The organism is Janthinobacterium psychrotolerans (assembly GCF_001677885.1).
GTDB classification, from domain to species: domain Bacteria; phylum Pseudomonadota; class Gammaproteobacteria; order Burkholderiales; family Burkholderiaceae_D; genus Janthinobacterium; species Janthinobacterium psychrotolerans.
In genome coordinates this window covers 35,194-60,726 of sequence record NZ_LOCQ01000048.1, presented here as the reverse complement: position 1 = coordinate 60,726, position 25,533 = coordinate 35,194, and the positions used below count along the sequence as shown (strand labels likewise).

General features: G+C 63.1%; 24 protein-coding genes. 13 read left to right on the top strand and 11 right to left on the bottom strand.

Features of this window, described 5'->3' with window-relative positions:
* The first annotated feature begins 1 nt into the window (after window position 1).
* Genes ASR47_RS07120 through ASR47_RS07110 form a run of 3 tightly spaced genes read left to right on the top strand, consistent with a single transcriptional unit; the run spans window position 2 to window position 2,753 of the window.
* Window positions 2-1,252, top strand: coding sequence for a glycosyltransferase family 4 protein (locus tag ASR47_RS07120; protein WP_065307062.1), 1,251 nt, complete (start codon window positions 2-4; stop codon window positions 1,250-1,252).
* Window positions 1,249-2,196: a UDP-glucose 4-epimerase family protein gene (locus ASR47_RS07115; RefSeq protein ID WP_065307061.1), complete on the top strand. Its 948-nt coding sequence runs from the start codon at window positions 1,249-1,251 to the stop codon at window positions 2,194-2,196. The genes ASR47_RS07120 and ASR47_RS07115 overlap by 4 nt, the downstream gene beginning before the upstream one ends.
* Window positions 2,193-2,753, top strand: a complete 561-nt coding sequence (locus ASR47_RS07110; protein ID WP_065307060.1) for a sugar transferase — start codon at window positions 2,193-2,195, stop codon at window positions 2,751-2,753. Before ASR47_RS07115 ends, ASR47_RS07110 begins: the two co-directional genes overlap by 4 nt.
* A 75-nt stretch (window positions 2,754-2,828) precedes the next feature.
* Here the strand turns inward: ASR47_RS07110 and ASR47_RS07105 are convergent, their stop codons facing one another.
* From ASR47_RS07105 to purB, 4 genes are all read right to left on the bottom strand, one after another.
* On the bottom strand, window positions 2,829-3,404 hold the full coding sequence (locus ASR47_RS07105; protein WP_065307059.1) for a YceI family protein: 576 nt from the start codon (window positions 3,402-3,404) through the stop codon (window positions 2,829-2,831).
* A gap of 133 nt (window positions 3,405-3,537) precedes the next feature.
* Window positions 3,538-4,092 carry a YceI family protein gene (locus ASR47_RS07100; protein ID WP_065307058.1) on the bottom strand — a complete coding sequence of 185 codons (555 nt, stop codon included), beginning with the start codon at window positions 4,090-4,092 and terminating at the stop codon, window positions 3,538-3,540.
* A 39-nt stretch (window positions 4,093-4,131) separates the two neighbouring features.
* Window positions 4,132-4,656: a cytochrome b gene (locus ASR47_RS07095; RefSeq protein WP_065307057.1), complete on the bottom strand. Its 525-nt coding sequence runs from the start codon at window positions 4,654-4,656 to the stop codon at window positions 4,132-4,134.
* 193 nt (window positions 4,657-4,849) lie between these two features.
* Window positions 4,850-6,229 carry an adenylosuccinate lyase gene (gene purB, locus ASR47_RS07090; RefSeq protein ID WP_065307056.1) on the bottom strand — a complete coding sequence of 460 codons (1,380 nt, stop codon included), beginning with the start codon at window positions 6,227-6,229 and terminating at the stop codon, window positions 4,850-4,852.
* 264 nt (window positions 6,230-6,493) lie between these two features.
* Here purB and ASR47_RS07085 point away from each other — a divergent pair, with 264 nt between their 5' ends.
* From ASR47_RS07085 to ASR47_RS07065, 5 genes are all read left to right on the top strand, one after another.
* Window positions 6,494-7,108, top strand: a complete 615-nt coding sequence (locus tag ASR47_RS07085) for a glutathione S-transferase N-terminal domain-containing protein (RefSeq protein WP_065307055.1) — start codon at window positions 6,494-6,496, stop codon at window positions 7,106-7,108.
* Window positions 7,105-8,133, top strand: a complete 1,029-nt coding sequence (locus tag ASR47_RS07080) for a LacI family DNA-binding transcriptional regulator (RefSeq protein WP_065307054.1) — start codon at window positions 7,105-7,107, stop codon at window positions 8,131-8,133. Before ASR47_RS07085 ends, ASR47_RS07080 begins: the two co-directional genes overlap by 4 nt.
* 264 nt (window positions 8,134-8,397) lie before the next feature.
* Window positions 8,398-10,704, top strand: a complete 2,307-nt coding sequence (locus tag ASR47_RS07075; protein WP_065307053.1) for a TonB-dependent receptor — start codon at window positions 8,398-8,400, stop codon at window positions 10,702-10,704.
* 19 nt (window positions 10,705-10,723) lie between these two features.
* Complete coding sequence (locus tag ASR47_RS07070; RefSeq protein WP_065307052.1) at window positions 10,724-12,592, top strand: alpha-amylase family glycosyl hydrolase; 1,869 nt, start codon at window positions 10,724-10,726, stop codon at window positions 12,590-12,592.
* On the top strand, window positions 12,589-13,917 hold the full coding sequence (locus ASR47_RS07065) for an MFS transporter (RefSeq protein WP_065307051.1): 1,329 nt from the start codon (window positions 12,589-12,591) through the stop codon (window positions 13,915-13,917). Before ASR47_RS07070 ends, ASR47_RS07065 begins: the two co-directional genes overlap by 4 nt.
* A gap of 53 nt (window positions 13,918-13,970) precedes the next feature.
* On the opposite strand, the gene bfr is transcribed toward ASR47_RS07065, so the two are convergent.
* On the bottom strand, window positions 13,971-14,447 hold the full coding sequence (gene bfr, locus ASR47_RS07060; protein ID WP_065307050.1) for a bacterioferritin: 477 nt from the start codon (window positions 14,445-14,447) through the stop codon (window positions 13,971-13,973).
* Between the two features lie 387 nt (window positions 14,448-14,834).
* On the opposite strand from bfr, the gene ASR47_RS07055 reads away from it, so the two are divergent.
* On the top strand, window positions 14,835-15,515 hold the full coding sequence (locus ASR47_RS07055) for a Fe2+-dependent dioxygenase (RefSeq protein ID WP_065307049.1): 681 nt from the start codon (window positions 14,835-14,837) through the stop codon (window positions 15,513-15,515).
* A 325-nt stretch (window positions 15,516-15,840) separates the two neighbouring features.
* Here the strand turns inward: ASR47_RS07055 and ASR47_RS07050 are convergent, their stop codons facing one another.
* Window positions 15,841-16,542: an energy transducer TonB gene (locus ASR47_RS07050; RefSeq protein WP_065307142.1), complete on the bottom strand. Its 702-nt coding sequence runs from the start codon at window positions 16,540-16,542 to the stop codon at window positions 15,841-15,843.
* Window positions 16,543-16,563: 21 nt separating this feature from the next.
* A complete protein-coding gene (locus ASR47_RS07045; RefSeq protein WP_065307048.1) occupies window positions 16,564-16,788 on the bottom strand; it encodes a (2Fe-2S)-binding protein in 225 nt (74 codons plus the stop codon).
* A gap of 341 nt (window positions 16,789-17,129) precedes the next feature.
* On the opposite strand from ASR47_RS07045, the gene ASR47_RS07040 reads away from it, so the two are divergent.
* From ASR47_RS07040 to ASR47_RS27385, 4 genes are all read left to right on the top strand, one after another.
* Window positions 17,130-17,405 (top strand): FeoA family protein, encoded by a 276-nt coding sequence (locus tag ASR47_RS07040; protein WP_065307047.1) that lies wholly within the window; start codon window positions 17,130-17,132, stop codon window positions 17,403-17,405.
* An 11-nt stretch (window positions 17,406-17,416) separates the two neighbouring features.
* On the top strand, window positions 17,417-19,318 hold the full coding sequence (feoB, locus tag ASR47_RS07035; protein ID WP_065307046.1) for a ferrous iron transporter B: 1,902 nt from the start codon (window positions 17,417-17,419) through the stop codon (window positions 19,316-19,318).
* Window positions 19,319-19,328: 10 nt separating this feature from the next.
* Window positions 19,329-19,604 carry a DUF6587 family protein gene (locus ASR47_RS07030; protein WP_065307045.1) on the top strand — a complete coding sequence of 92 codons (276 nt, stop codon included), beginning with the start codon at window positions 19,329-19,331 and terminating at the stop codon, window positions 19,602-19,604.
* Window positions 19,605-19,669: 65 nt separating this feature from the next.
* Window positions 19,670-19,834 (top strand): hypothetical protein, encoded by a 165-nt coding sequence (locus tag ASR47_RS27385; RefSeq protein WP_171898908.1) that lies wholly within the window; start codon window positions 19,670-19,672, stop codon window positions 19,832-19,834.
* Window positions 19,835-19,998: 164 nt separating this feature from the next.
* Here the strand turns inward: ASR47_RS27385 and nagZ are convergent, their stop codons facing one another.
* The 4 genes from nagZ to ASR47_RS07010 all read right to left on the bottom strand — a co-directional run bounded on the left by nagZ (window position 19,999) and on the right by ASR47_RS07010 (window position 25,376).
* A complete protein-coding gene (gene nagZ, locus ASR47_RS07025) occupies window positions 19,999-21,561 on the bottom strand; it encodes a beta-N-acetylhexosaminidase (protein ID WP_245714282.1) in 1,563 nt (520 codons plus the stop codon).
* 70 nt (window positions 21,562-21,631) lie between these two features.
* The gene (locus tag ASR47_RS07020) at window positions 21,632-23,242 is read right to left on the bottom strand and encodes an FMN-binding glutamate synthase family protein (protein ID WP_065307043.1); all 1,611 of its coding nucleotides are present in this window, start codon (window positions 23,240-23,242) and stop codon (window positions 21,632-21,634) included.
* A 90-nt stretch (window positions 23,243-23,332) separates the two neighbouring features.
* On the bottom strand, window positions 23,333-24,319 hold the full coding sequence (locus ASR47_RS07015; RefSeq protein WP_065307042.1) for a M48 family metallopeptidase: 987 nt from the start codon (window positions 24,317-24,319) through the stop codon (window positions 23,333-23,335).
* Window positions 24,320-24,323: 4 nt separating this feature from the next.
* On the bottom strand, window positions 24,324-25,376 hold the full coding sequence (locus ASR47_RS07010; RefSeq protein WP_245714281.1) for a YjgN family protein: 1,053 nt from the start codon (window positions 25,374-25,376) through the stop codon (window positions 24,324-24,326).
* Window positions 25,377-25,533: the final 157 nt, after the last annotated feature.

Sequence of the window (25,533 nt, the reverse complement as noted above, 5' to 3'; positions counted from 1 at the left end):
CGTGCGTTTACTTGTTGTTACGCAGTATTTTTGGCCGGAAAATTTCCGTATCAATGACCTGGTTGCCGAGCTGGTCGGGCGTGGCCACCAGGTCACGGTCCTGACCGGCCATCCGAATTATCCTGCAGGCGAGTTTTTCAGTGACTTTTTGGCTGCACCGGAAAATTTTAACCAGTATGCGGGTGCGGAAGTGGTGCGTGTACGCCACACGGCGCGTGGCAAAGGTGGCGTGCGGCTGATGCTCAATTATTTGACATTCGCGCTCAATGCGAGCTGTAGCGGGCTATGGAAATTACGGGGACGCGATTTCGACGCCATCTTTTGCTACGAGCCTTCGCCGATTACCGTCGGTCTTCCTGCCGCGGCATTGCGGGCGGTGAAGAAAGCGCCGTTGGCATTCTGGGTGCTTGACCTGTGGCCGGAGACACTGCATGCCATCGGCGTGATCAAGTCGCCAGCGGTGCTGCGCGCGGTAGGCAAGCTCGTTTCGTTCGTCTACAAACGCTGTGACGTGATCCTCGCGCAGTCGCGGGCATTCGTGCCCAATATCGTGAAATATGCCGGTCCGTCGGCGCGGGTGGAATATTTTCCCAGCTGGGCGGAGTCGGTGTTCGACATGACGGAGGTCGTGCCCGCGGCCGAGATGAAACGCGATTCATCGGTATTTACCGTCATGTTTGCCGGTAACGTCGGTGATGCACAGGACTTTCCGGCAATACTCGCTGCGGCCGAAAGGCTCAAGCACAATCGCGCCATTCGCTGGGTAATCGTCGGCGATGGCCGGCTCAGCGGCTGGCTGGCCGAGCAGGTTGTTGCGCGCGGCCTGTCTGACTGCTTCATTTTGCTTGGCCGCTATCCGGTCGAGCGCATGGCCAGCTTTTTCAAGCATGCCGACGCGCTGCTGGTTTCGCTCAAGGATCAACCCATTTTCTCGATGACGATTCCGGGCAAGCTGCAATCGTACCTGGCGGCGGGTATTCCATTGCTGGCGATGCTCAATGGTGAAGGCGCCGATGTGGTGCGGCAGGCGAATGCGGGTCTGACCTGCAATGCGGGCGATGCCGAAGGCCTGGCCAATGCGGTGCTGGCGATGGCCGAGATGACGCCGGCCGAGCGTGCCAGCATGGGCAATAATGGTTTGCAAACCAGCGCGTCACAATTCAATCGTGCCGGTTTGATCACGCAACTGGAAGAATGGCTTATCAATATGCAGTTGAATCAAGTTAAATCCCCGCGGAGGCTGCCGCAATGATGCTTGTTACCGGAAGTAATGGTTTTGTGGGCAAGGCGCTGTGCAGCACCTTGCGCGCAGGCGGCGCCAGCGTGTGCGCGGCAGTCAGAAAGGGCGCCAGCGATGGCCAGGTCAATGTGGGCGATCTCAATGGCGGTACCGACTGGCGCGCCGCGTTGGCAGGCTGCGAGGTGGTGTTTCACCTGGCCGCGCGCGTGCATGTCATGGCCGATAAGGACGAGGATCCGCTGCGCGCCTACCGCGAGGTCAATCTCGACGGTACGCTGAACCTGGCAAGACAGGCCATCGCCGCTGGCGTGCGCCGCTTCGTGTTTGTCAGCAGCGTGAAGGTCAACGGCGAGGGCACCACGACGCAGCCGTTCAGGGCCTCCGATGTGCCGCAGCCCTGCGACCCTTATGGGGTATCGAAAATGGAGGCGGAACAGGCCTTGCAGCAATTGGGCCGCGATACCGGACTGGAGGTGGTGATCGTTCGGCCGCCACTGGTCTATGGCCCTGGCGTGAAGGCCAATTTCCTGAACCTGATCAAGCTGGTGCAAAAGGGCGTGCCGCTGCCATTTGGCAGCATCCGCAACTTCCGCAGCATGGTGGCACTCGATAACCTGGTCGATCTGCTGATCGTGTGCGGCAAGCATCCAGCGGCGCCTGGCCACGTGTTCATGGTGTCCGATGGGGATGACATGGGCGTGAAGGAATTGGTCACGAAAATCGCCAGAGCGATGCACAAACGCGTGTTGCTGGTGCCGGTGCCGGTGGCCCTGATGGCTGGCGCCGCCAAATTGCTGGGCAAACAGGGTGTGGTTGACCGCCTGGCCGGTTCACTGCAGGTCGATATTGCCAGTACACAAGCGACGTTGGGCTGGCGACCGGTGGTGACACCGCAAGCGGCGATCGACAAGACGGTCGAGCAGTTTTTTTTGAAGAATGGTCAAAGCAAACAATGAAGAGAGTATTTGATTTACTGATGAGCCTGATTGCAGCCGTGATCTTTTTCATCCCGCTGTGCCTGCTTGCCATCGTGGTCAAGGCGACTTCGAAGGGGCCGGTGCTGTACTGGTCCGATCGCGTCGGCCGTGGCAACCGGATTTTTTCCATGCCCAAGCTGCGCACCATGCGCGTCGATACGCCGGTGGTGGCGACGCACTTGCTGGCCGATCCGAAAACCTTTTTGACGCCGGTGGGCGGCTTTCTGCGCAAATCCAGCCTCGATGAAATCCCGCAATTGTGGTGCATCATCTGCGGTGACATGAGCGTGGTGGGGCCGCGCCCTGCGCTGTTCAATCAGCAAAACCTGATCGATCTGCGCACGGCGCAAAATGTCCATCTGATCCGCCCTGGCCTGACCGGTTGGGCGCAGATCAATGGCCGCGACGAGCTGCCAATTCCGGAAAAGGTCAAACTCGATGCGGAATATTTGCGTCTGCAGTCGTTTACGTTTGATATCAAGGTCATCATGCTGACGGCACTTAAAGTAGTACGGCGCGACGGCATCGTGCACTGATACTGTCTCGGCTTGCAGTATGAAAAAAGGGAAGCGCCACGGCGCTTCCCTTTTTTTCGTCCTGGCCGTGATTGATCAGTCTGCCTTGATGGCCTCGACCTGGATCGCCAGTTTGACTTCCGGCGAGAACGCCGGCAGGCCGAACGTCAGGCCGAAGTCGTCGCGCTTGAATTGGGCCGTGGCGTCGGCGCCGCACACTTCACGCTTGTAGCGTGGATGCATGATGCACTTGAACTTGTCGACCTTCAGGGTGACCGGCTTGGTTACGCCCAGCAGGGTCAGTTCGCCGTCGACTTGCGTCAGCTGGTCGCCGGTGAACTTGAGCTTGTTGCTCTTGTAGGTGATCTGCGGGAATTTTTCCACGTTGAACATGTCCGCTTTTTTGGCGTGGGTGTTCATCGCATCCAGGCCGAAGTCGATCGAATCGGCTTCGATCACCAGGTCCAGCGTGCCGGACTTGGCGGCGCGGTCCAGGGTGACGGTGCCCTTGGTCTTGTTGAACTTGCCGCGCCAGACGGACATGCCCATGTGATCGGCTTCAAAGCTGGGGAAGGTGTGGGTCGGGTCGAGATTGTAGGTATCGGCGGCGGCCATGGCCGAGCCAGCGCCGGCTACAGCCAGCATGGCGATCATCAGATGCGAAAGTTTCATCAATATCCTAGGGGTTGGGGTTGATCTGAGTGAATAACGCCTGAAAAACGTTCAGGACAAGGCGCCTTGCCGAAGGCAGTGCGAATAGCACGACTAGGCAAGAGCAACGCAGTCCTGGACGTTTTCTCAGGTGTTACTGGGCTGCGACGTGGAATTTGATGGTGACCTCATCCGCCACCATGCTGGTGTCTTTCCACTCGCCTTCGCCGATATTGTAGGTCAGGCGCTTGATCGGCAGGGCGCCGTCAAACGTGTACTTGCCGCCTTCCGATTTTACCGTCAGCGGGAAGGTCACGTCGGTGGCCTTGCCCTTGATGTTGAGCTTGCCGGTGACCGTCAGCTTGCCGGCGCCGGCCGCCTTGATGCCGCTTGAGACAAACGTTGCTTTCGGATACTGGGCGGCGTTGAACCATTCTTTCTTCGCCACTTCCTTGTTGTATTCCGGGTCGCCAATGTCGATGCTGGCGGTGTCGATTTCCACCGTGGCTTTCGAGGCGTCCGGGGTGGCCGGGTTGTAGTCGATGGCGATATTGAATTTTTTGAATTTCGCTTCGACCGGCACATTCATCTGCTTGAAGACAGCCGACACGCTCGACTTGGCAGGGTCGGTTTTGAGCAGGGTGGCGGCGGTGGCGGCCACGGACAGGCCCAGCAGGGAGGCAAGAACAATGCGTTGGGTGGTTTTCATTTTATTTTTCCTGGTGGTTCAGTAAAGGGAGTTGCGCGATCACGGCAGCATGCGTTTGAGGACGCCATCCTTGTCGATAAACTGGTGCTTGAGCGCCGCCAGTACATGGGCGGCAACGGCCGCGGCCATTGTCATGTTCAGAACATAGTGAATGTCTTTTAAGAGCGGCTTAAGCTCGGGATTCGGGGCCATGATGACGGGCAGCTGGAACAGGCCCAGGTAGACCACCGGCACGCCGGCGGCCAGCGTATAGAAATAGCCGGAAACGGGCACCGCAAAGATCAGGATATACAGCAGCACGTGCATGGCGTCGGCCGCCTTTTTTTGCCAGGCAACCATGCTGGCCGGATGCGGTGGCGGCACATTGGCTTTGCGCCATAGCAGGCGGATGGCGGCAATCGCCAGCACCGTCACGCCCAGCCATTTATGCCAGGAAAAGTATTTGAGCTTGGTGGGGGTCAGGCCCGGGATATCGACCATGACCAGGCCCATGATGAAGGCGCTGATAATAAGCAGGGCGGTCAGCCAGTGCAGGATGATGGCGGTAGTGGTGTAGCGGTGCATCGATGGCTTTCTTGAAAGTAGTACGTGTTAGGACTAATGCGGCCTAATATACCAAAGAAAAACAAAGTGCGCTGGGGCGCTGCTGATTCTACAAGAAAGACAGCCGTAAAAACCGCGGGGCGGGCGGCATTTGTTTGCCGGCCGCCCCGCGGGAGGTAGAACGCAGCTGCAGGCAGGTGCGGATGTTCGGTGCTTAGATGGCCTTGGCCAGCTGCGCCGCGATACCGATATAGTTGGCCGGCGTCATGGTCAGCAGCACGTCTTTGGCATCCTGCGGAATCGCCAGGCCGTTGACGAAGGTTTGCAGCGCCTCTTTCGAAATGCCTTTGCCGCGCGTCAGTTCCTTCAGCTGCTCGTACGGGTTTTCGATGCCGTAGCGGCGCATCACGGTTTGCACCGGCTCGGCCAGCACTTCCCAGGTCGCGTCCAGGTCTTGCGCCAGGCGCGCGTGGTTCACTTCCAGCTTGTTCAGGCCGCGCAGGCAGCTGTCGTAGGCCAGCAGGGTGTAGCCGAGGCCGACGCCGATATTGCGCAGCACGGTCGAGTCGGTCAGGTCGCGCTGCATGCGCGAGACCGGCAGTTTTTCCGACAGGTGTTTCAGCACGGCGTTGGCCAGGCCCAGGTTGCCTTCCGAATTTTCAAAATCGATCGGGTTGACCTTGTGCGGCATGGTCGAGGAACCGATTTCGCCGGCCTTCAGTTTCTGCTTGAAGTAGCCCAGCGATACATAGGTCCAGATATCGCGGTTCAGGTCCAGCAGGATGGTGTTGACGCGCGCAAAGGCGTCGAACAGTTCGGCCATGTAGTCATGCGGTTCGATCTGGATGGTGTACGGGTTGAACACCAGGCCCAGGCGCTGTTCGATGACGGCTTGTGAAAACGCCGGCCAGTCGAACGACGGGTAGGCGGACAAATGGGCGTTGTAGTTGCCGACCGCGCCATTCATCTTGCCCAGGATCTCGACCTGGGCGATGCGTTTGACGGCGCGCTGCAGGCGCGCCACGACGTTGGCAAATTCCTTGCCCAGGGTGGTCGGGCTGGCCGTCTGGCCATGGGTGCGCGACAGCATCGGCACATCGGCATTGTCATGCGCGATCTGCGTCAGTTTTGCCACCAGGCCGTTCAGGGCCGGCAGCATCACGCCGTCGCGCGCGGCTTTGAGCATCATGCCGTGCGAGGTGTTGTTGATGTCTTCCGAGGTGCAGGCAAAGTGGATGAATTCCGAGGCGGCCACCAGTTCCGGCACCTCGGCCACTTGCTCCTTGAGCCAGTATTCGACCGCTTTCACGTCATGGTTGGTGACCGCTTCGATGGCCTTGATGCGGGCCGCGTCGGCTTCCGAAAAATCCGCCGCCATCTTGTCGAGCAGGGCGTTCGCTTCGGCCGAGAACGGTTTGATTTCGGCAAAGCCCGCTTGCGACAGCGCTTGCAGCCAGGAAATCTCCACTTTCACGCGGTGGTGCATGAAACCGGCTTCGGACAGGATCGGGCGCAGCAGATCGGTCTTGCTGGCGTAGCGGCCATCGAGCGGAGACAGGGCCGACAGCGTGGAATACGGAGTAGTAGAGGTCATGAGAGCGGACGCAAGTTAATGAAACGGTGGGCGCGTGGCGCGCAGGCAAGCGTATGCGGGCGCGCGGGACACGCGCTGGCAGAGGGGAGGCGCCACGGGAAAACAGCGATTTTACCACTGCTGGCCGCGCTTTTGCCGCCGGCGGCCGGCCGGCGCGCCGAATGCGGCATGGCCACCACACTGGTCAACAGGCATGCCGCTTGCTGCCAAATGCCGGTGGCGCCGATGCTATACTGATAGCACCTCGTTTACTTTGAAGTGTCCATGAAACTGATCGGTTCCCTTGCCAGCCCGTATGTCCGCAAAGTCCGCATCGTGCTGGCCGAGAAAAAGCTCGACTATGCTTTCGAGCTGGAAAACGTCTGGGTGCCCGAAACGCGCATCGCCGAAGCCAATCCGCTGGGCAAGGTACCTTGCCTGGTGATGGAAGATGGCAGCACGCTGGTCGATTCGCGCGTGATCGTCGAATATCTCGACACGCTCACGCCCGTGTGCAAGCTGCTGCCGGCCGGCGGCAATGGCCGCGAGCGGGCCGATATCAAGAACTGGGAAGCGCTGGCTGACGGCATCCTCGACGCCGGCGTGCTGATGCGCCTGGAGCGGACCCAGCGTCCGCCGGAACAGCAAAGCGAAGCGTGGATCGCGCGCCAGCACGACAAGGTCACGCGTGGCCTGGCCGCGCTCGACGCGCGCCTGGGCGAGAGCGTCTATTGCGCCGGCAAGAGCTACACGCTGGCCGACGTGGCGGTCGGCTGCGCGCTGGGCTGGCTCAGCTTCCGCTTCCCCGAGATCGACTGGCGCGGCGCTCACCCGGCGCTGGCGCGCCTGTTCGACAAATTGTCCGAACGCCCCTCGTTCAAGGATACCGTGCCGCAATGAGCGGCGGCGACACCAAGGCCCAGCAGCGGCTGCAAATGGCCGATATCGCGCGCCTGGCCGGTGTCTCGACCTCGACCGTATCACGCGCCCTGAGCGGCAGTCCGCTGGTCAATGAGGAAACCCGCACGCGCGTGATCGAACTGGCGCGCTCGCTCAAGTATTCCATCAATATCGGCGCGCAGAACCTGCGCCTGAAACAGAACCGCACGGTGGGCGTGGTGGTGCCGTATGACGCGGCCACGCGCCAGCACCTGTCCGACCCGTTTTTTCTCGGCATGCTGGGCAGCCTGGCCGATGCGCTGACGGAGCAGGGCTTCGATATGCTCATTTCGCGCGTCGACGCCGAAACCCTGGACGCCGCCGCGCAGTCCTTCGACAGCGGCCGCGTGATCGGCATTATCCTGATCGGCCAGTGGCGCCACCACGAGCAGCTGAACCAGCTGGCCGCGCGCCAGGTGCCGATCGTGGTGTGGGGCGCGCAATTGCCGCAGCAGCTGTATTGCACCGTCGGCGGCGACAATATCGCCGGCGGCCGCCTGGCCACCGAACACCTGCTGGCGGCGGGGCGCCGGCGCATCGCCTTTTTTGGCGACGCCAGGCTGCCCGAAGTGGCGCAGCGCCAGCAAGGTTATGCCCAGGCGCTGGCCGCGCACGGCCTTGAGCCCGACCCGCAACTGTATGTGGCCGGCTCGTTTTTGCCGCAGGTGGGCGCGGCCGACGTCGAGGAATTGCTCGATCGCCACACATCTTTCGACGCCATCTTTGCCTGCAGCGACCTGCTGGCCATGAGCGCCATCAGCGCCTTGCGCGCGCGCGGCATCGCCGTGCCGCAACAGGTGGCCGTGGTCGGCTACGACGATATCGAACTGGCCTCGTATTTCCATCCGCCTTTGACCACCGTGCGCCAGCCGATCCGCGCCGCCGGCCGCGCCCTGGTGACCTCGCTGCTGGCGCTGGTCGATGGCGCGCCTTCGCCGTCACAGCAATTGCCGACCGAGCTGGTGGTGCGCGCCTCGGCCGCCTGATGGCCGCTTTTCTTTGCGTTGCAACCGATTGCAAAAAAGTCTGAAAACCACACACTTTTCATGTTGCGCCGCAATATGAAAATCCCCGCTGTACACCGCATGATTCGCCATTTCATTCTGTGGATTCCACGTTTTGTGCTGGGAAAACAACACAATTTCCATGTTGCAGCGCTCTATTGCAATCGATTGCAATAAATTCTTATCCGTTCAATAATGGCGTATCGGCCACCTCGACGTGGCGGTATAAAAATATTGGAGACAACGATGAACACACGTATTGCCCAACGTGGCCGCATGGCCGCGGCCGTCACCCTGGCGATGTTGCAACTGGGCGCCGCCCATGCGCAGCAAGACCCATCGGCCACCCCGTCCGCCGACACTTCCGCCGCCAGCGATGGCCTGAAACTCGAACGCATCGTGGTCACCGGCACCACCGGCGGCACGTCGAAAATGAAATCGAGCAACTCAGTCAGCAGCATGGAACTCGACACCATCCTCAACAACGCGCCCACCAGCGCCGCCGAACTGCTGCGCTCGGTGCCGGGCCTGCGCGCCGAATCGTCGGGCGGCGAGGGCAATGCCAACATCACCGTGCGCGGCTTGCCGATCTCGGCCGGCGGCGCGCGCTATGTGCAGATCCAGGAAGACGGCCTGCCGGTGCTGCAGTTTGGCGACTTCAACTTCACCACCCCCGACAGCTTCGTCAAGATCGATTCCACGCTCGACCACCTGGAGGTGGTGCGCGGCGGTTCGGCCTCGACCCTGGCCACCAACTCGCCGGGCGGCATCATCAATTTCATCAGCAAGAACGGCAAGGAAAAAGGCGGCAGCATCGCGCTCAGCCGTGGCCTGGGCTACGACCAGACGCGCGTCGATTTTGACTACGGCGCGCCGGTTTCCGCGCGCACGCGCTTCTTTATCGGCGGCTCGTATCGCAGCGGCGAAGGCATCCGCCACAGCGGCGTGAACAGCGAAAAAGGCGGCCAGATCCGCGGCAATCTCACGCATGAATTCGACAGCGGCTTCGTGCGCCTGTCGTTCAAGCACCTCGACGACCAGTCGCCGACGGCCTTGCCGGTGCCGGTGCAGGTCAACAATGGTTCGATTTCGGCGATCGCCGGCATCGACCCGCGCAAGGCCAGTTTTTATTCGCCGTACTGGGTGCGCGACGCGGTCTTGAACGGCAGCAACCAGCGCGTCGACACCCGCGTCAACGACGGCCTGCGCGTGAAAAGCGACACCGTCGGCCTGGAGGCGTCGTTCAAGCTGGGCCAGGGCTGGAGCGTGAGCGAAAACTTCCGCTATGCCGACAATGCGGGCCGCTTTATCGGCGTGTTTCCGTCGAATAACGGCAGCGTCGGCAACTATGTCTTCGCCACCGGTCCCAAGCAGGGCCAGCCGTATGCGGGGCGCGCGTTCTCCGCCGTGGTGTTCAACACCAATATCGACGACGCCAGCAATACCCTGAGCGACACCAAGCTGGCCAGGACCTTCATGCTCGACAGCGGCAAGCTGACCACCACCGCCGGCCTGTACCTGTCGCAGCAAAAGCTGGGCCTGACCTGGAACTTCAACGAATACCTGATGCAGGCCACGGGCGACCAGCCGGCGCTGCTGCAAACGGCCAGCGCCACGCCCGGCTTGATCGGTCCGGCGTTCGGCGCCTGCTGCTCGCGCCTGGTCGACATGGACTACCGCAGCACCTCGCCCTATCTGAACCTGGCCTGGGAAAGCGGCGCGCTGAACCTCGACGGCGGCGTGCGGCGCGACCGCCAGCATGCCAGCGGCAGCGCCAACCAGGCCACCGGCGCGCAACGCTACCTGCCATCGACGGTGCAGCAGGTCGACTACACCCTGGGCCACACCTCGTATTCGCTGGGCGCCAACTACAAGCTGCAGGCCAACCTGGCCGTGTTTGCGCGCGTCAGCGAAGGCGTGGCCTTCAACGCCGACCGCATCCTGTTCGGCACGCCCTTGGATGGCAGCGTGCCGGTGGCCCTCAACACCGTGCGCCAGCTCGAAGGCGGCGTGAAATGGCGCCAGGGTCCCTTGAGCACCTTTGTCACCGTGTTCCAGGCGAAGACGAAAGAAAGCAACTACGAGGCGACCACCCAGCTGCGCACGGCCAACAATTACGAAGCGAAGGGCGTGGAACTGGAAGCGGCCTGGAGCGCTGGCGACTTCCGCATCAACGGCGGCCTGACCTTGACCGACGCCGAGATCACCGGCACGGCGGCCGCCGACGTGGCGCTGATCGGCAATACGCCACGGCGCCAGGCGCGCTTTGTGTACCAGCTGGCGCCCACCTATGACTGGGGCCCGGCCAGCTTCGGCGCCAGCCTGGTCGGCACCGGCAAGTCCTGGGGCGACGATGCGCACACCATCACCTTGCCGGCCTACCACGTGGTCAACGCCTTTTTGAACTACCAGCTGACGGCGCAAGTGCAGCTGTCGCTGACGGCCAACAACCTGTTCAACAAGATCGGCTACACCGAAGTCGAAGGCGACGGCCATGCCGCGCGCTCGATCACGGGGCGCGCCGTCAAGGCCAGCCTGAAATACGCCTTTTAATCAGCAAGGATAGCAATTCATGAGTGTCACACCGAGTCCCCTGTCGCGCCTGCTGGCGCCCTTGCCTGCGCCGCTGCGCGACGATGCCGCGCGCCGCTATGCGCGGCAGGAAGCCGTTTTGCTCGACCGCCTGGGCGCCTTGTACGGCCAGCGCGCCGGTTTCACGGCCTGGCTGGGCGAGCTGATGGAAAGCATCGGCCGCCTGCATGCGGCGCGCTCGCCCGAGCTGCTGCGCCAGGATGCCGCGCGCGAAGCGCAGCCAGGCTGGTTTGCCAGCCAGTCCATGCTCGGCTACAGCACCTATGTGCAGCGCTTCGGCGGCAATTTGCGCGGCGTGGCGGCGCGCATAGCGCACCTGCGCGAACTGGGCGTGACCTATCTGCACCTGCTGCCGTTTTTACGGGCGCGCGCCGGCGAAAGCGATGGCGGCTTTGCCGTCGCCAGCTTCGAGCAGGTCGAGCCTCAGCTGGGCAGCAACGCCGACCTGCTGGACCTGACGGCGCAGCTGCGCGCGGCCGGCATCAGCCTGTGTTCGGACCTGATCCTCAACCACGTGGCCGACGACCATCCGTGGGCGCTGGGCGCCAAGGCCGGCGACGCGCAGCTGCGCGCGTTTTTCCATACCTTTCCCGACCGGGTGCAGCCGGACCGCTACGAGCGCACGGTGGGCCAGGTGTTCCCGCAGGCGGCGCCCGGCAATTTCACCTTCGTGCCCGAACTGCAGCGCTGGGTCTGGACCACGTTTTACCCGTATCAATGGGACCTGAACTACGCCAATCCGGCCGTGTTCGCCGCCATGGCCGGCGCCATGCTGGGTCTGGCCAACAAGGGCGTGGAGATATTCCGCCTCGACTCCACCGCCTTTTTGTGGAAGCGCGACGGCAGCGATTGCATGAACCAGCCCGAGGCCCATCACTTGCTGCAGGCGCTGCGCGCGATCGCCGCCATCGCCGCGCCCGGCGTGCTGCTCAAGGCCGAAGCCATCGTGCCCACGCCCAAGCTGCCCGCGTATTTCGGCAGCGATGCGGCGCCCGAATGCCATATCGCCTATCACAGCAGCCTGATGGCCGCCGGCTGGGGCGCGCTGGCCGAGCAGGACACCGACCTGCTGCGCCAGGTGGTCGCCGCCACGCCGCCGCTGCCGCCGGCCGCCTGCTGGCTCAGCTATGTGCGCTGCCACGACGATATCGGCTGGAACGTGCTGCTCCACGAAGCTGGTGTTGATGGCCCAGCGCGGCTGGCGCGCATCGCGCGCTTCTATTCCGGTGCGCCCGGCAGTTATGCGCGCGGCGCCGCCTTCCAGAGCAGCAGCGCCGACCAGGCCCATGGCAGCAACGGCATGGCCGCTTCGCTGGCCGGCCTGGAAAGCGCGGTGACGGTGGTGGAGCACGAATATGCGCTGCGCCGCCTGCTGCTGCTGCACGGCCTGGCGCTGAGCTTTGGCGCCTTGCCGGTGCTGTACATGGGCGATGAACTGGGCATGACCAACGACTACAGCTACACGCAGCGGGCCGACCGCGCGATGGACAGCCGCTGGCTGCAGCGCCCTGAGTTTGACGATAGCCTGCTGGACTGGCGCCACGACGGCGTAAGCGCCAGCGGCCGGCTGTACATGGCGCTGCGCCAGCTGGTCGAGGTGCGCGCGCGCCTGCCGGCGCTGGCGGCCGACGCGCCACGCCAGCTGCTGCCGGCGCAGTCGCCGGCCGTGCTGGCGCTGCTGCGCGGCGAGCGATTCCTGAGCTTGAGCAATTTCAGCGGCACCGGCCAGCAGTACCTGCTGCCCCCCGGCGAGTGGCGCAACTGCCTCGACGGCAGCACCGTGGCCGGCGGCATCGGCCTGCAGCCATGGCAGTTGCTGTGGCTGCAACAGGAACAGGAAGCGTCATGAGCCACGCCACAGGCTACCGTCCGCGCCTGTCGTTCTGGCAGATCATCAACATGAACGTGGGCTTTTTCGGCATCCAGTTCAGCTTTGGCCTGCAGCAAAGCAGCATGAGCCCGATCTATGCCTACCTGGGCGCCGACGAGGCCAGCCTGCCTTACCTGTGGCTGGCCGGCCCGATGACGGGCCTGATCGTCCAGCCGCTGATCGGCGCCATGAGCGACCGCACCGTCACGCGCTGGGGCCGGCGCACGCCGTACTTCCTGATCGGCGCCATCCTGTGCAGCCTGGGCCTCCTGGCCATGCCGTTCAGCCCCACCTTGTGGATGGCCGCCAGCCTGCTGTGGATACTCGACGCGGCCAACAACGTGACGATGGAGCCATACCGCGCCTTTGTCAGCGACAAGCTCGATCCGAAACAGCACTCGCTGGGTTTTCTCACGCAAAGCGCGTTCACCGGGCTGGGGCAGACCCTGGCCTACCTGACGCCGTCGCTGCTGGTCCTGTTCGGCATGAACAAGGATGCGGTCAACGCCAGCCATATTCCGCATATCGTCATCGTGGCGTTCCTGATCGGCGCCGTGTTTTCGCTCGCGTCGGTGCTGTGGACCCTGAAAACCACGCCCGAAAATCCGCTCACGGCCAGCGAGCTGGCGGCCATCCGCAGCCGCGCGCCGGGCTGGCGCCATACCTTGGGCGATATCGGCACGGCGCTGCGCGAGATGCCGCCGACCATGAAGCAGCTGGCCGTTGTCAAGCTGTTCCAGTGGTACGCCATGTTCTGCTACTGGCAGTATATTGCGCTGTCGCTGGCGGCCACCATCTTCCACACGTCCGACCCCGCTTCGCAAGGCTTTCGCGATGCGGGCCTCCTGAACGGGCAGGTCGGCGCCTTTTATAATTTTGTCGCCTTTATCGCCGCCTTTGCGCTGGTGCCGTTCACGCGCCGTTTCGGCCCCAGGCGCATGCACAGCCTGTGCCTGTGCGCGGCCGGCGTGGCCATGCTGTGCATCCCGCTGATCCACACGCCGGCGCTGCTGTTCATTCCGATGCTGGGCGTGGGCCTGGCCTGGGCCAGCATCATGGGCAATCCCTACGTCATGCTGGCCGGCTGCATCCCGCCCGAACGCACGGGGGTCTACATGGGCATTTTCAATATGTTCATCGTGATTCCGATGATTATCCAGATCTTCACCCTGCCGCTGTACTACCACAGCTGGCTGGGCGGGCGCCCGGAAAACGTGATCCGCCTGGCCGGCGCGCTGCTGCTGTGCGGCGCGGTGGCGGTCTTGTTCGTCAAGCTGCGCCCGCCGCAAGCGACCAAGGCTTGAGGACGGACGTAAAAAAACCGGCACATGTGCCGGTTTTTTGTTGAGCGCCGAGATTACTCTTCGACGGCCATTTGACTCTGCAGATAGTTCTGCAGGCCGATCTTGGCGATCAGGTCGATCTGTGTTTCCAGCCAGTCGATATGCTCTTCGGTGTCTTCCAGGATCATCAGGAACAGGTCGCGCGACACGTAATCGCCGGCCTTTTCGCTGATGGCGATGCCTTCCTTGACGGTGGCGTGCGCGGCGCGTTCCAGTTTCAGATCGCATTCCAGCATTTCCGGCGTGTTCTCGCCGATCAGCAGCTTGTGCAGCGCTTGCAGGTTGGGCAGGCCGTCGAGCATCAGGATGCGGTCGATCAGCTTGTCGGCGTGTTTCATTTCGCCGATCGATTCTTCGTATTCCTTCTTGCCCAGCTTTTCCAGGCCCCAGTGCTTGTACATGCGGGCATGCAGGAAGTACTGGTTGATGGCCGACAGTTCGTTGGTGAGCTGTGCGTTGAGCATGCGGATGACTTCTTTATCGCCCTTCATGGGATGTCCTTTGTTCTGTGTTGCGGTCAATGATGAAACCGGATGTCGGGGTGGTCACTGCCGGGTGGCGCTGGGCTGCCTGGTGACGCTTGCGATTGCTGCTCTGCCGGTCTCGCTATGCCCGCATGATAGCGCAAAATGTTGGCTATATTTGACCTGAAACAGGGTTTTTCCGTATTTTTAACGTAAATATCGCGCGAATAAAACCCATTCTCAACTGGATTGCCACAGTTGGCCAATTTTTATTTGTCAAGGCAAATGGAGGCCATTCGTATTCGCGTTTCGGTGACCATCGCTGACTTGTGTGCTTCTTGCCTTCAAGCCTGTTTTGGCACGCTGGCCGGTGCGATAATCGGGTAATGATTTTCATTCAAAAAGGAGTGCAAGATGATGCTGCATATACCTGGCGTGCTGACGCCGGAACAGGTGACGTATTTTCGCCAGCGCCTGGCGCAGACCGACTGGATCGATGGCCGCGCCAGCGTCGGCGAGCAGGGCGCCCAGGTCAAGCGCAACCGCCAGCTGGCCGAAGGCTCGCCGCTGTCCATCGAGCTGGGCGAGATCGTCAGCCGTGCGCTGATGGCCAATCCGCTGTTCTTCGCCGCCGCGCTGCCGCTGCGCATCCTGCCGCCGTTCTTCAACAGCTATGCCGGCGGCGAGCACTATGGCCTGCATGTCGACGGCGCCATCCGCACGCCGAAGGGCGGCCTGCAGTCGATGCGCGCCGATGTCTCGTCGACGGTGTTCCTGAGCGAACCGGAGGAATACGAAGGGGGCGAACTGGTGGTGGTCGATTCCTACGGCACCCATGAAGTCAAGCTGCCGGCCGGCGACGTCATCGTCTACCCGTCGACCAGCGTGCACCGCGTGCTGCCGGTCACAGGCGGCGAGCGAGTCTGCTCTTTCCTGTGGACCCAGAGCATGGTGCGCGACGACTGGAAGCGCAGCATGCTGTTCGAGCTGGATCAGAATATTCAGCAGGTGCGTGGCACGCATGGGGATTCGGAGGCCACCGTGGGGTTGACGGGGCATTATCACAACCTGTTGCGGATGTGGGCCGAGATCTAACGCTCGCCGTTAATTCAAGCTTGAAGACGCAAGGCGTAAACATGGCGGGCCGGAGACGCGAGCCTGAGAAAATGCCGATGGCGGCGTTGCAGCTCCTCGCCGTACATGCGTACTGTCTTCGTCGCCGCGCCTTGCCCTCGACATTTTTCAGGCTCGCTTGGCCCGGTGGGCCTGTGCTGAGGACTGGAGTTTCAATACGCTTTACTGGTGTTCTGGTGTTCTGGTGTTCTGGTCAAAAAAAAGTCTGCCGGGCCCGGGGATGTAGGCTGGCAGACTCTACAAGCAATTCGCTTGATATAAAAAGGTAGCGCAGGGCTGCGTCAGGCTAGCTCAGCTGGAACGTCAGGGGCACCAGCACATAGACTGGCACCGGCTTGCCGTTTTCGATCATCGGCTTGAACAGGGCGCGCATGGCGGCCTGGCGGCCCGCTTCATCGAGGTTGCTGTAGCCGGTCGACTTGTGCACCAGGATTTGCTCGGGCAGGCCTTTTTCGTTGATCAGGATGCGCAGCACCACGGTGCCGCTTTCGCCCAGGCGGCGCGACAGATTCGGGTAGACCAGTTGCGGCGCCTTGATGTATTCGACGCTGCTGACGGTGCGTGGCGTCGATGGCGCCGGTGGCGACGGGGCCGGGGTCGACGGCGTGGCCGGCGCGCTGGTGGCCGGCGGCGCCGCTTCGGCGCGGCTCGGCTGCGGTGGCGTGATGGTCGGCTCGCTTGGCGCCACGGCGATCAAAGGCAGTGGCGGAATTACGGCGCGCGGCATCGGTGCGCTCAGCTCCACCGTCTTGGGAACGGACGGCGTGGGCGGCTTGGGCGGCGCCGGCGGCGCGACGATGCTGACGGTGGTGATGGTCGGCATGGCGGCGGTGACCACGCGGCTGATCAAACCGCTCTGGATGGCGTAGAAAGCGGCCAGGTGCAGCACGAGGATGAGCGTCAGCGGCACGAACTTGCTGCGCTTCTTTTCGAAGCCGGCAAATTGTTCCACTGCCTGCACCGTAATGGGCGGGGGCATCATCGTCATGGCGTTCATCGCTTTCTTTTTTTAATTGGTAAAGACGGGGGCCTCTGTGCGCGAGATGACTGTTTCACGCAAGGCAGCAGTGGCATCAAGGTGCGTGCTCAGCACTTCGCGCGCGCAGGTATGGCATTTGCCGCAGCAGGTGGCCACGCCCAAGTCACGGCGCAGTTCGGCCATGGTGGACAGGCCCAGATCGACGGCTTGACGAATTTCACGATCAGATATGTTGTTGCAGACACATACAATCATTGATGCACCTTCTGGATAAAGTCACAGGAAACACAAGAAGAAAAACTGGTCTCACCCGATACTGTTGCCATCGTTTTAATGAGAATCATTATCATTACGTTTCAATTGTCTCGCAAAGACGCGCACTTTGCAAGCGATTTGATGTACGGACTTGATGGCGGCGGCAAGCTCAGGCCTGATCCAGGGCCATCCGTGGGGCTAAATAAAAACAATTCGCATTCATGTTTATAATGCTGGTATTGTCTCGGACGGTCGGCGCCTGCCGCTCTTTTTTGCAGGCCCGGTTGTCGGCATTTCACAACATAGTCGTGGAATGCCTTACTACTTGAACGGAATTGCTCATGACTCTAGTTCCAAATTTGATGACGCTCGACGCGCTGGCCGTGGGCCAGAGCGGTACGGTGTTGCATATCACGCCCTTGCCGGCGGACCAGATGGAAGACGGCGTCGACCTTGCGCGCCGGCTGATGGAGCTGGGATTCGTGCCCGGCGAACGTATCCGCATGCTCAAGCGCGGCCTGCCCGGTGGCGATCCGCTCGCCATTCGCGTGGGCAATGCCACGTTCGCCCTGCGCCGCTTCGAAGCGGCGCTGATCACGATTCAACCGCTGACCTGACCGGAACTGCCATGGGTGCCGTAGAAAATATCACCGGCGCCGGCTTGCACAAGCCGACGCACCAGCCACAAATCGCCCTGCTGGGCAATCCGAACTGCGGCAAGACCGCCCTGTTCAACCGCTTGACCGGTTCGCGCCAGAAAGTGGCCAACTATGCCGGCGTCACCATCGAGCGCAAGGAAGGCCATTTCATTTCGCCGGCCGGCACGCCGGTGCGCGTGCTCGATCTGCCGGGCGCCTACAGCCTGAAACCGACCACCCCCGATGAAGCCATCACGCGCGACGTGGTCGGCGGCCTGCGCCCGGGCGACCCGCGGCCGGACGCCATCATCTGCGTGGTCGACGCCACCAATTTGCGCCTGAACCTGCGCCTGGTGCTCGAAGTCAAGCGCCTGGGCCTGCCGATGCTGCTGTCGCTGAACATGACCGACGTGGCGAAAAAGCGCGGCATGCTGATCGACGTGGCCAGGCTGTCGCAGGAACTGGGCATGCCGGTGGTCGAGACCATCGCTGTGCAGCACGACGGCGAAAAAGCGCTGCTGGCCGCGATCGACGCCATGCTGCCGCTGCCGCCAGCGACGCCACAACCACTGTCGGCCATCGACAGCGTGTCGGTCGAAGAGACCCAGCGCGAAGTGCGCCGCATCCTGGCCGCCGTCAGCAATGACGCCGGCGACAGCGGCAACCTGACGGAAAAAATCGACAACGTGGTGCTGCACCCCGTGTTCGGCCCGGTCATCCTGGCCGTGCTGATGTTTTTGATCTTCCAGGCCGTGTTTACCTGGGCCGCCACGCCGATGGAAATGATCACCGGTGGCGTCGAGCACCTGGGCGCCCTGCTGACGGCGAACATGCCCGACGGCCATCTGAAAAGCCTGCTGGTCGAAGGCGTGATCGGCGGCGTCGGCAGCGTGCTGGTGTTTCTGCCGCAAATCCTGATCCTGTTCTTCTTCATCCTCAGCCTGGAAGACTGCGGCTACCTGCCGCGCGCGGCCTTCCTGCTCGACCGCATGATGGGCGGCGTGGGCCTGTCGGGCCGCGCCTTCATTCCGCTGCTGTCGAGCTTTGCCTGCGCGATTCCCGGCGTGATGGCGGCGCGCACCATCCAGAATCCGCGCGACCGCCTGGTCACCATCATGATCGCGCCGTTGATGACCTGCTCGGCGCGCCTGCCGGTGTACGCCCTGATCATCGCCGCCTTCATTCCCGAGCGGCAGGTGTGGGGCGTGCTCAGCCTGCAGGGCCTGGTGCTGTTCACCCTGTACTTTGCCGGCATCATCTCGGCCATGGCCGTGGCCTGGGTCATGAAGCGCAGCATGGGCAGCAAGACCAAGCAGGCGCTATTGCTGGAGCTGCCCAGCTATCACTGGCCGCACCTGCGCAACCTGGCCGTCAGCCTGTGGGAACGCGCCAAGATTTTTCTCACCCGCGTCGGTACCATCATCCTGACCCTGATGATCATCCTGTGGTTCCTCAGCACCTTTCCCGGCCCGCCGGACAACGCGATCCACCCGCCGATCTACTACAGCCTGGCCGGCATCCTGGGCCGCGGCCTGGAAGTGATCTTCGCGCCGATCGGCTTCAACTGGCAGATCTGCATCGCGCTGGTGCCGGGCATGGCCGCGCGCGAAGTGGCTGTCGGCGCCCTGGGCACTGTCTACGCGCTGTCGCAAAGCGGCGACGCGCTGGCCTCGACCCTGGAGCCGCTGATCGCCCATTCGTGGTCGATGGCCACCGCCCTGTCGCTGCTGGCCTGGTATGTGTTCGCGCCGCAGTGCCTGTCGACCCTGTCGGTGGTCAAGCGCGAAACGGGCGGCTGGCGCTATCCGCTGCTGATGGCCGGCTACATGTTTGCGCTCGCTTACGCGGCCTCGTTCATTACCTACCGCGTCGCGCTGCTGCTGGGCGCCTGAGGAGAGCTGTATGTGGCAAACCATGATCGTCGCCCTGATCGTCGCAGCCGCCTTGCTGCATTTCTCGACCCGCTACCTGCCGGCCGGCGCGCGGCGCGCCATCGTGCGTGGCCTGGTGCGCTGCGGCCTGAATGAAGAGAAGATGGCCAAGGTGTTCAAGGTCGCGCCGGGCTGCGGCAGCGGCTGCGGTTCCTGCGGTTCCTGCGACACGCCGGCGCCGCCTCCGGACGCGCCTGGCGGCGGCGACAGCAAGCAGCGCGTGATCCTGATGCAGGTGCGGCGTTAAGTCTTGCCCGATGCGGGCGCTGGCGCTACCATGGCTTTATCGACGCAGCGTAGGGGGAAGGACAAATGGCGATACTGTTGATGTTCATGTTCCTGTTTGCGCTGGCCACCTGCTTCCTGGCCAGCCGGCGCGGGCGCCACGGCGGCCTGTGGTTTGGCATCGGCCTGTTGCTGGGGCCGTTTGCCTTGCTGGCGGTGGCGGCCTTGCCGCCGGTGCCGCCGGCTGGCTGAAGACAAAGGCATTACGCACCTGCGGGTTGTTTACGCCAATCTGTGTCAACAATGATGTCGGATTGCGCGGCGTTGCGCCGCTAACCCGGCCTGCGTCGATGGCGTGATCGGTAGGTCGGGTTAGCCGGCACGGCGTAACCCGACATGCGGCGCCGGAGAAACCGTCACGCCTTGCCTGCCAGTTTCTCCACCACCGGCGCCAGCGCCGCCGGGCGGCAGCCAAACGCGGCCAGGCGGCCTTGCGCTTGCGGCGCCAGGTCCAGGTCGTAGGGCAGGCGGCCCGCCACCAGCCATAGCTGGCCGTGCGGCAGGGCGCCGGCCAGGCGGCGCTGGCCGTCGACGAACAGGGCGTTGTAGGTCTGCAGCACGATCTGCCGCGCGCCTTGCGCAAAGGCGAGGGCGGCGTCCACTTCTTCGGGCAGCGCCTGCGCCGACAGGGCAAATTCGCGCACCTCGAAGCCGGCATCGACCAGCGCCGGCAGCATCGAGCTGCGCGCTTCCTTGTTGCGGCCCAGCGCCACTTCGTCGATCTCGCTGCGCGAGCGCACTTCCACCGTGATCAGGGTGACGGGCAAGCTGGCGTCTAGCGGGCGATAGTCGCCTTGCACGCGCAGCGCCGCCTGCTGCACCTTGTGCGCCAGGGCCATCGCCTCGGGCCGCATCAATGCCGGCGGCGTGACGGTGCGTTCCTTCCAGTCGCGCACGGCGTGCACCTGCTTGAGTTGCCGCACGCGCGCGAGGGCCTCGTCGATGCGCGCGAGGGGAATGGCGCCGCTGTCCACCGCCGCCAGCACCGCCTCGATCGCCGCCTGCTGCTGCGCTTCGCGGTGCGAGATCAGCACGATGTCGGCGCCGGCCTGCAAGGTGGCGATGGCGCCGCCGCTGATGCCCACGCCGTCGGCGATCGCCGCCATTTCCAGGCAGTCGGAAATGACCACGCCCTCATACCCCATCTCGCCGCGCAGCAAATCGGTCAGCACGCCTTTCGACAGGGTGGCCGGCACGCTGGTGTCCATCTCGAAAGCGGGGAATACCACGTGCGCCGTCATGATGGCGTCGACGCCGGCGGCGATGGCGGCGCGGAATGGCGCCAGCTCCACCGCCTGCAGCCGTGCTTTATCGTGCGGCACCAGCGCCATCGCGTAGTGGGTGTCGGTGGCCGTGTCGCCATGGCCGGGGAAGTGCTTGGCGGTGACGGCCATGCCGGTCGACTGCTGGCCGCGCATGGCGGCCATGCCGTAGTCGATCACGGTGGCGGCGTCTTCGCCATAGGCGCGCACGCCGATCACCGGATTGCTGCGGTTGTTGTTCACGTCGAGCACGGGCGCGAGCAGCATATTGATGCCGACCTGGCGCATCTCGTCGCCGCTGACCTGGTTCAGCCGTTCGCAATCAAGCACCGAGCCGGCCGCCTGGAAGGCCATCGCGGCGGGAATTGGGGTGACGCCCTGTTCGATGCGCATCACCATGCCGCCTTCCTGGTCGATCGAGATCAAGAGGGGAATATCGGATACTTCCGCATTGATCTCCTGCAGTTCACGGCACAGCCTGGACACCTGCTGCGGCGTGTGCACATTGCGGCGAAACAGAATCACGCCGCCCACCCGCTGCTGCCGGATCAGGTTCCTGATATGGTCATTCGCTTCCAGGGCGTCGAAGCCCACCATGAACAGCTGTCCAATTTTTTCGCGCAAGCCCTGCTCCATTGCCATATCTCCGGTGTTCATGTGGGGACGATCCATCCTGGTTGGTATTGTATTGGATTCAAAAAAAACGGCAAGTGGTTTCTAATTGGTATTAATCCAATGATTTGAACGACTCGGCCTGCGCCTTGGGCCAGTACAGGGCGAACACCGGCGGCAATTTGGGCAACTGGTCCGGGTCGAGCAGCTGGCCCGGCTCCAGGAAGGGCAGCAGGGCCGATGCCAGGCGCACCTGGTTCGGTGAAATGCGCCGCACCAGGTGGTGTGGCCGCAGTTCCTGCGGATGATGCAAGCCGGCGGCGGCGATCAGCTCGGCCAGCGCCTTCAGGGTGTTCTGGTGGAAGTGGGCCACCCGCTCGATCTTGTCGGGCACCACCAGCGCGCGCTGGCGCTGCGGGTCCTGCGTGGCCACGCCGGTCGGGCAGCGGTCGGTATGGCAGCTTTGCGACTGGATGCAGCCCAGCGCGAACATGAAGCCGCGCGCCGAATTGCACCAGTCGGCGCCCAGCGCCAGCAGGCGCGCGATGTCGAACGCCGTGATGATCTTGCCCGAGCAGCCGATCTTGATCTTCTCGCGCAGGTTGGCGCCGACCAGGGTGTTATGCACCAGCACCAGCGCTTCCTGCAAGGGCGTACCGACATGGTCGGTAAATTCCAGCGGGGCGGCGCCCGTGCCGCCTTCGCTGCCGTCGACAACGATAAAGTCGGGCGTGATGCCGGTCGCCAGCATGGCTTTGACGATGCCGAAGAACTCCCACGGGTGGCCGATGGCCAGCTTGAAGCCGGTCGGCTTGCCGCCCGACAGGGTGCGCAGGCGGTCGATAAAGTGCAGCATCTCGATCGGCGTGGAAAAGGCGCTGTGGGCGGCCGGCGAAACGCAGTCCTGGCCCACCGCCACGCCGCGCGTGACGGCGATCTCGATCGTCACTTTCGGCCCCGGCAGCACGCCGCCATGGCCGGGCTTGGCGCCCTGCGACATTTTCAGTTCGATCATTTTCACCTGTTCCGCGCTGGCGTTGGCGACAAAGCGCTCTTCCGAAAAGGTGCCGTCGGGGTTGCGGCAGCCGAAGTAGCCGGAGCCGATTTCCCACACCAGGTCGCCGCCATTGGTGCGGTGATGGGGGCTGATGCTGCCTTCGCCCGTATCGTGCATGAAGCCGCCGCGCCGCGCGCCGCCATTGAGCGCCAGGATGGCGTTGGCCGACAGCGCGCCAAAGCTCATCGCCGAGATATTGAACACGCTGGCCGAATACGGCTGGGCGCGCGGGCAGTCGGGATGGTTGCCGATCTCGATACGGAAATCGTGGCCGGTGACGACGGCCGGCGCGATCGAATGGTTGATCCATTCATAGCCGGCTTCATACACGTCGAGCTGGGTGCCGAAGGGGCGCTTGTCGGTTTCCTGCTTGGCCCGCTGGTAGACGATGCTGCGCTGGTTGCGCGAAAACGGCGTCGCCTCGCTGTCGCTTTCCAGGAAATACTGGCGGATTTCGGGACGCACGCTTTCAAAGGTATAGCGGAAATGCGCGAGGATGGGGTAGTTGCGGCGCAGCGCATGCTTCGTTTGCAGCAGGTCGCTGATGCCCAGCAGGGTCAGCGCGCCGGCCAGCAGCGGCAGCCAGTAATGGTCGTAGAAAAACAGGGAAACAACAAACATGGCTGCCGACGCGATCAGGGTCAGGTAGCGGATGGAAACGAGGGGCATGGACACTCCGGTAAGGTCGCTCTAGCCGCAGAGTGTACCGGTGATTTGCAAACGCCGTGGCGCTCGCTGCCGCCACGGTTCATCCTGCGATTATTGCGCCGCCCGGATGCGTGCGACTCTTTCCGCGCTGGCCGGATGGCTCGACAGATACGGCGTGCCGTGATCGAGTTTGCCGAGCGCGACGAACACCTGCGCCAGGTGTTCCAGCGCGATGCCATTGTGGCGCAGCATGTCGATCGCATAATCGTCGGCGTCGCGCTCGACGTCACGCGAGTATTTCAGGTCCAGCAGCAGCGGCGGCAGGGTCGCCACCACCGCCGAGACGTCGCCGAACAGCAGCGCCGCGCCAGCGCCGACGGCCGAAGTCTGGATGATGCGCCGGGTCAGGTGGCGCCGCTGCAGGTGGCCCAGCTCATGCGCCAGCACGCCCATGACGGCCTGGTCGTCGGGCATCAGTTCCACCATCTCGTCGGTCAGCACGATGTCGCCCGAGGGCAGGGCGAAGGCGTTCGGGCCGATCTTGCTTTTGCGGAAAACGATGCGGTGCTCGAGCCGGCTGCCGTCCGGCGTGGCCAGCCGGGCGAACTGCGCGCGCAAGCCATCCTGGCGCGCTTGCCCGAGCGCGCTCGGCGCGAACACATGGCGGTCCAGCATGCCCAGCACGCCCTGGCCCAGCTGGCGCTCGACCGCCGGCGGCAGCGCGTAGGCCAGGCCCTTGGCCCCCAGCGGCAGCAGATACTGGTAGCACAGGAACAGCGCCAGCACGGTTGCCAGCAGGGCCAGCAGCGTGGCGCGCCAGCTTTGCTGCAGGCGCACCACCAGGCTGTCGCGGTGGCCGCTGGCGTGCAGCAGGTCGTTGAAGGCGGCCTGGTCGGTAATTTCCAGGTAGGCGCCGTCGGGAAAGCTGACCTTGCGCACGGCGTGGCTGGTGCGCTCGGAGACATGCAGCTGCGCCAGCGGGCAGCGCCGTTCGACATCGCCGGCCAGCACGGCCTGGTCCGCGTCCACGCCGAGCGTGACGTGGTACAGGCGCGAGGTCTGGCCGTCGAAGTAGCGCGCGGGGATCGGTGCGCTCATCGCCTCAGATCGACAGGTCGAAGTCCAGCAGGTCGACCATGCCTTCGCCGGTCGCCGATACCTGTTCGCCGGTGGCGGCGACAAATTGGTCCAGGCTGCCATGCGCCAGCAGCGTGGTCGCTTCGAGGCGGTATTTCAGCCAGCGCACCTGGGCGAACGGCGTGAACAGGCCCAGCGTGATGACGATGCCCAGCAGGTTGGTCAGCATGATGAAGGTGGTGCGGCCCCAGGTCAGCTGCGAGGCGAACTGGTGCTGCTGCAAGCGCGTGTGATTCCAGATCAGGTTCTGGATCATGGTCAGGAACAGCGGCAGCACCAGGAACATCCACAGATAGATGGCGCCAATGGCCAGCAGCAGGCTGCCGAACTTGGACGGGTCGCTGGCATTGGTGGCAAACGAGCCGATCACGCTGCCCACGCCCAGCACCAGCAGCGCCGCCAGGCCGGCGATAAAGATGGCGAAGAACAGCAGATAGGTTTTATAGAAGCTGCCGACGCTGGCGTCAAAGCCGAAATGGCTGTTGCCAAAACGGCTTTCCGTGTGCTGGAAGCGCTTCATGCGCTGGTGCAGGAACGGCGTCAGCAGGCCCAGGGTGAAGGCGTTCAGGACAGGCAGCAGCAGGAAGTACAGATAGGCCTGTTTGGCGCTGCCGCCAAAGCCGAAGCGGATGCCGCGGTAGCTGGTGTTGTACAGCTTGAACTGCAGGCTTTTCCAGACCAGCCAGGGCAGGATGGCGGCCATCAGCACGAACATGATGAAGCCGATGACAGGCGAGATCTGGAAAGCGATGTTGTAGCCGGCGATCAGCACCACGGCGGCGATGCGGCCTTTCAGGATGGCAATCGCGTTGCCATGGTATTCGAAGCTGCTGCCGGCCAGATGGGTGCTCGAATAGAAATAGCGGTTGCGGCGCACCTTGGCCCAGGCCGAATAAATGCCCAGGGTGACGATGCTGAGCAGCAGGTTGACGATCCAGATGCGAAAGTATTCGCTGCCGGTGGCGCTGAAGGTAATCGCTTCACGCTTGATGGTTGCTGCTTGGTTGTCGGTATCCACGCGGATGATCCTTGCAATTAGGGAATAGGCAAGATGCTGGATAGGCAAGATGTTGTCAATTGAAATATTGATCGTGCGCAATGTTTTTTGGTTCTGCCAAGGTGTGCGGCCTTGCCAGGCGCGCACGCTATACTGGCCCTTACTCATTTTGCTGACG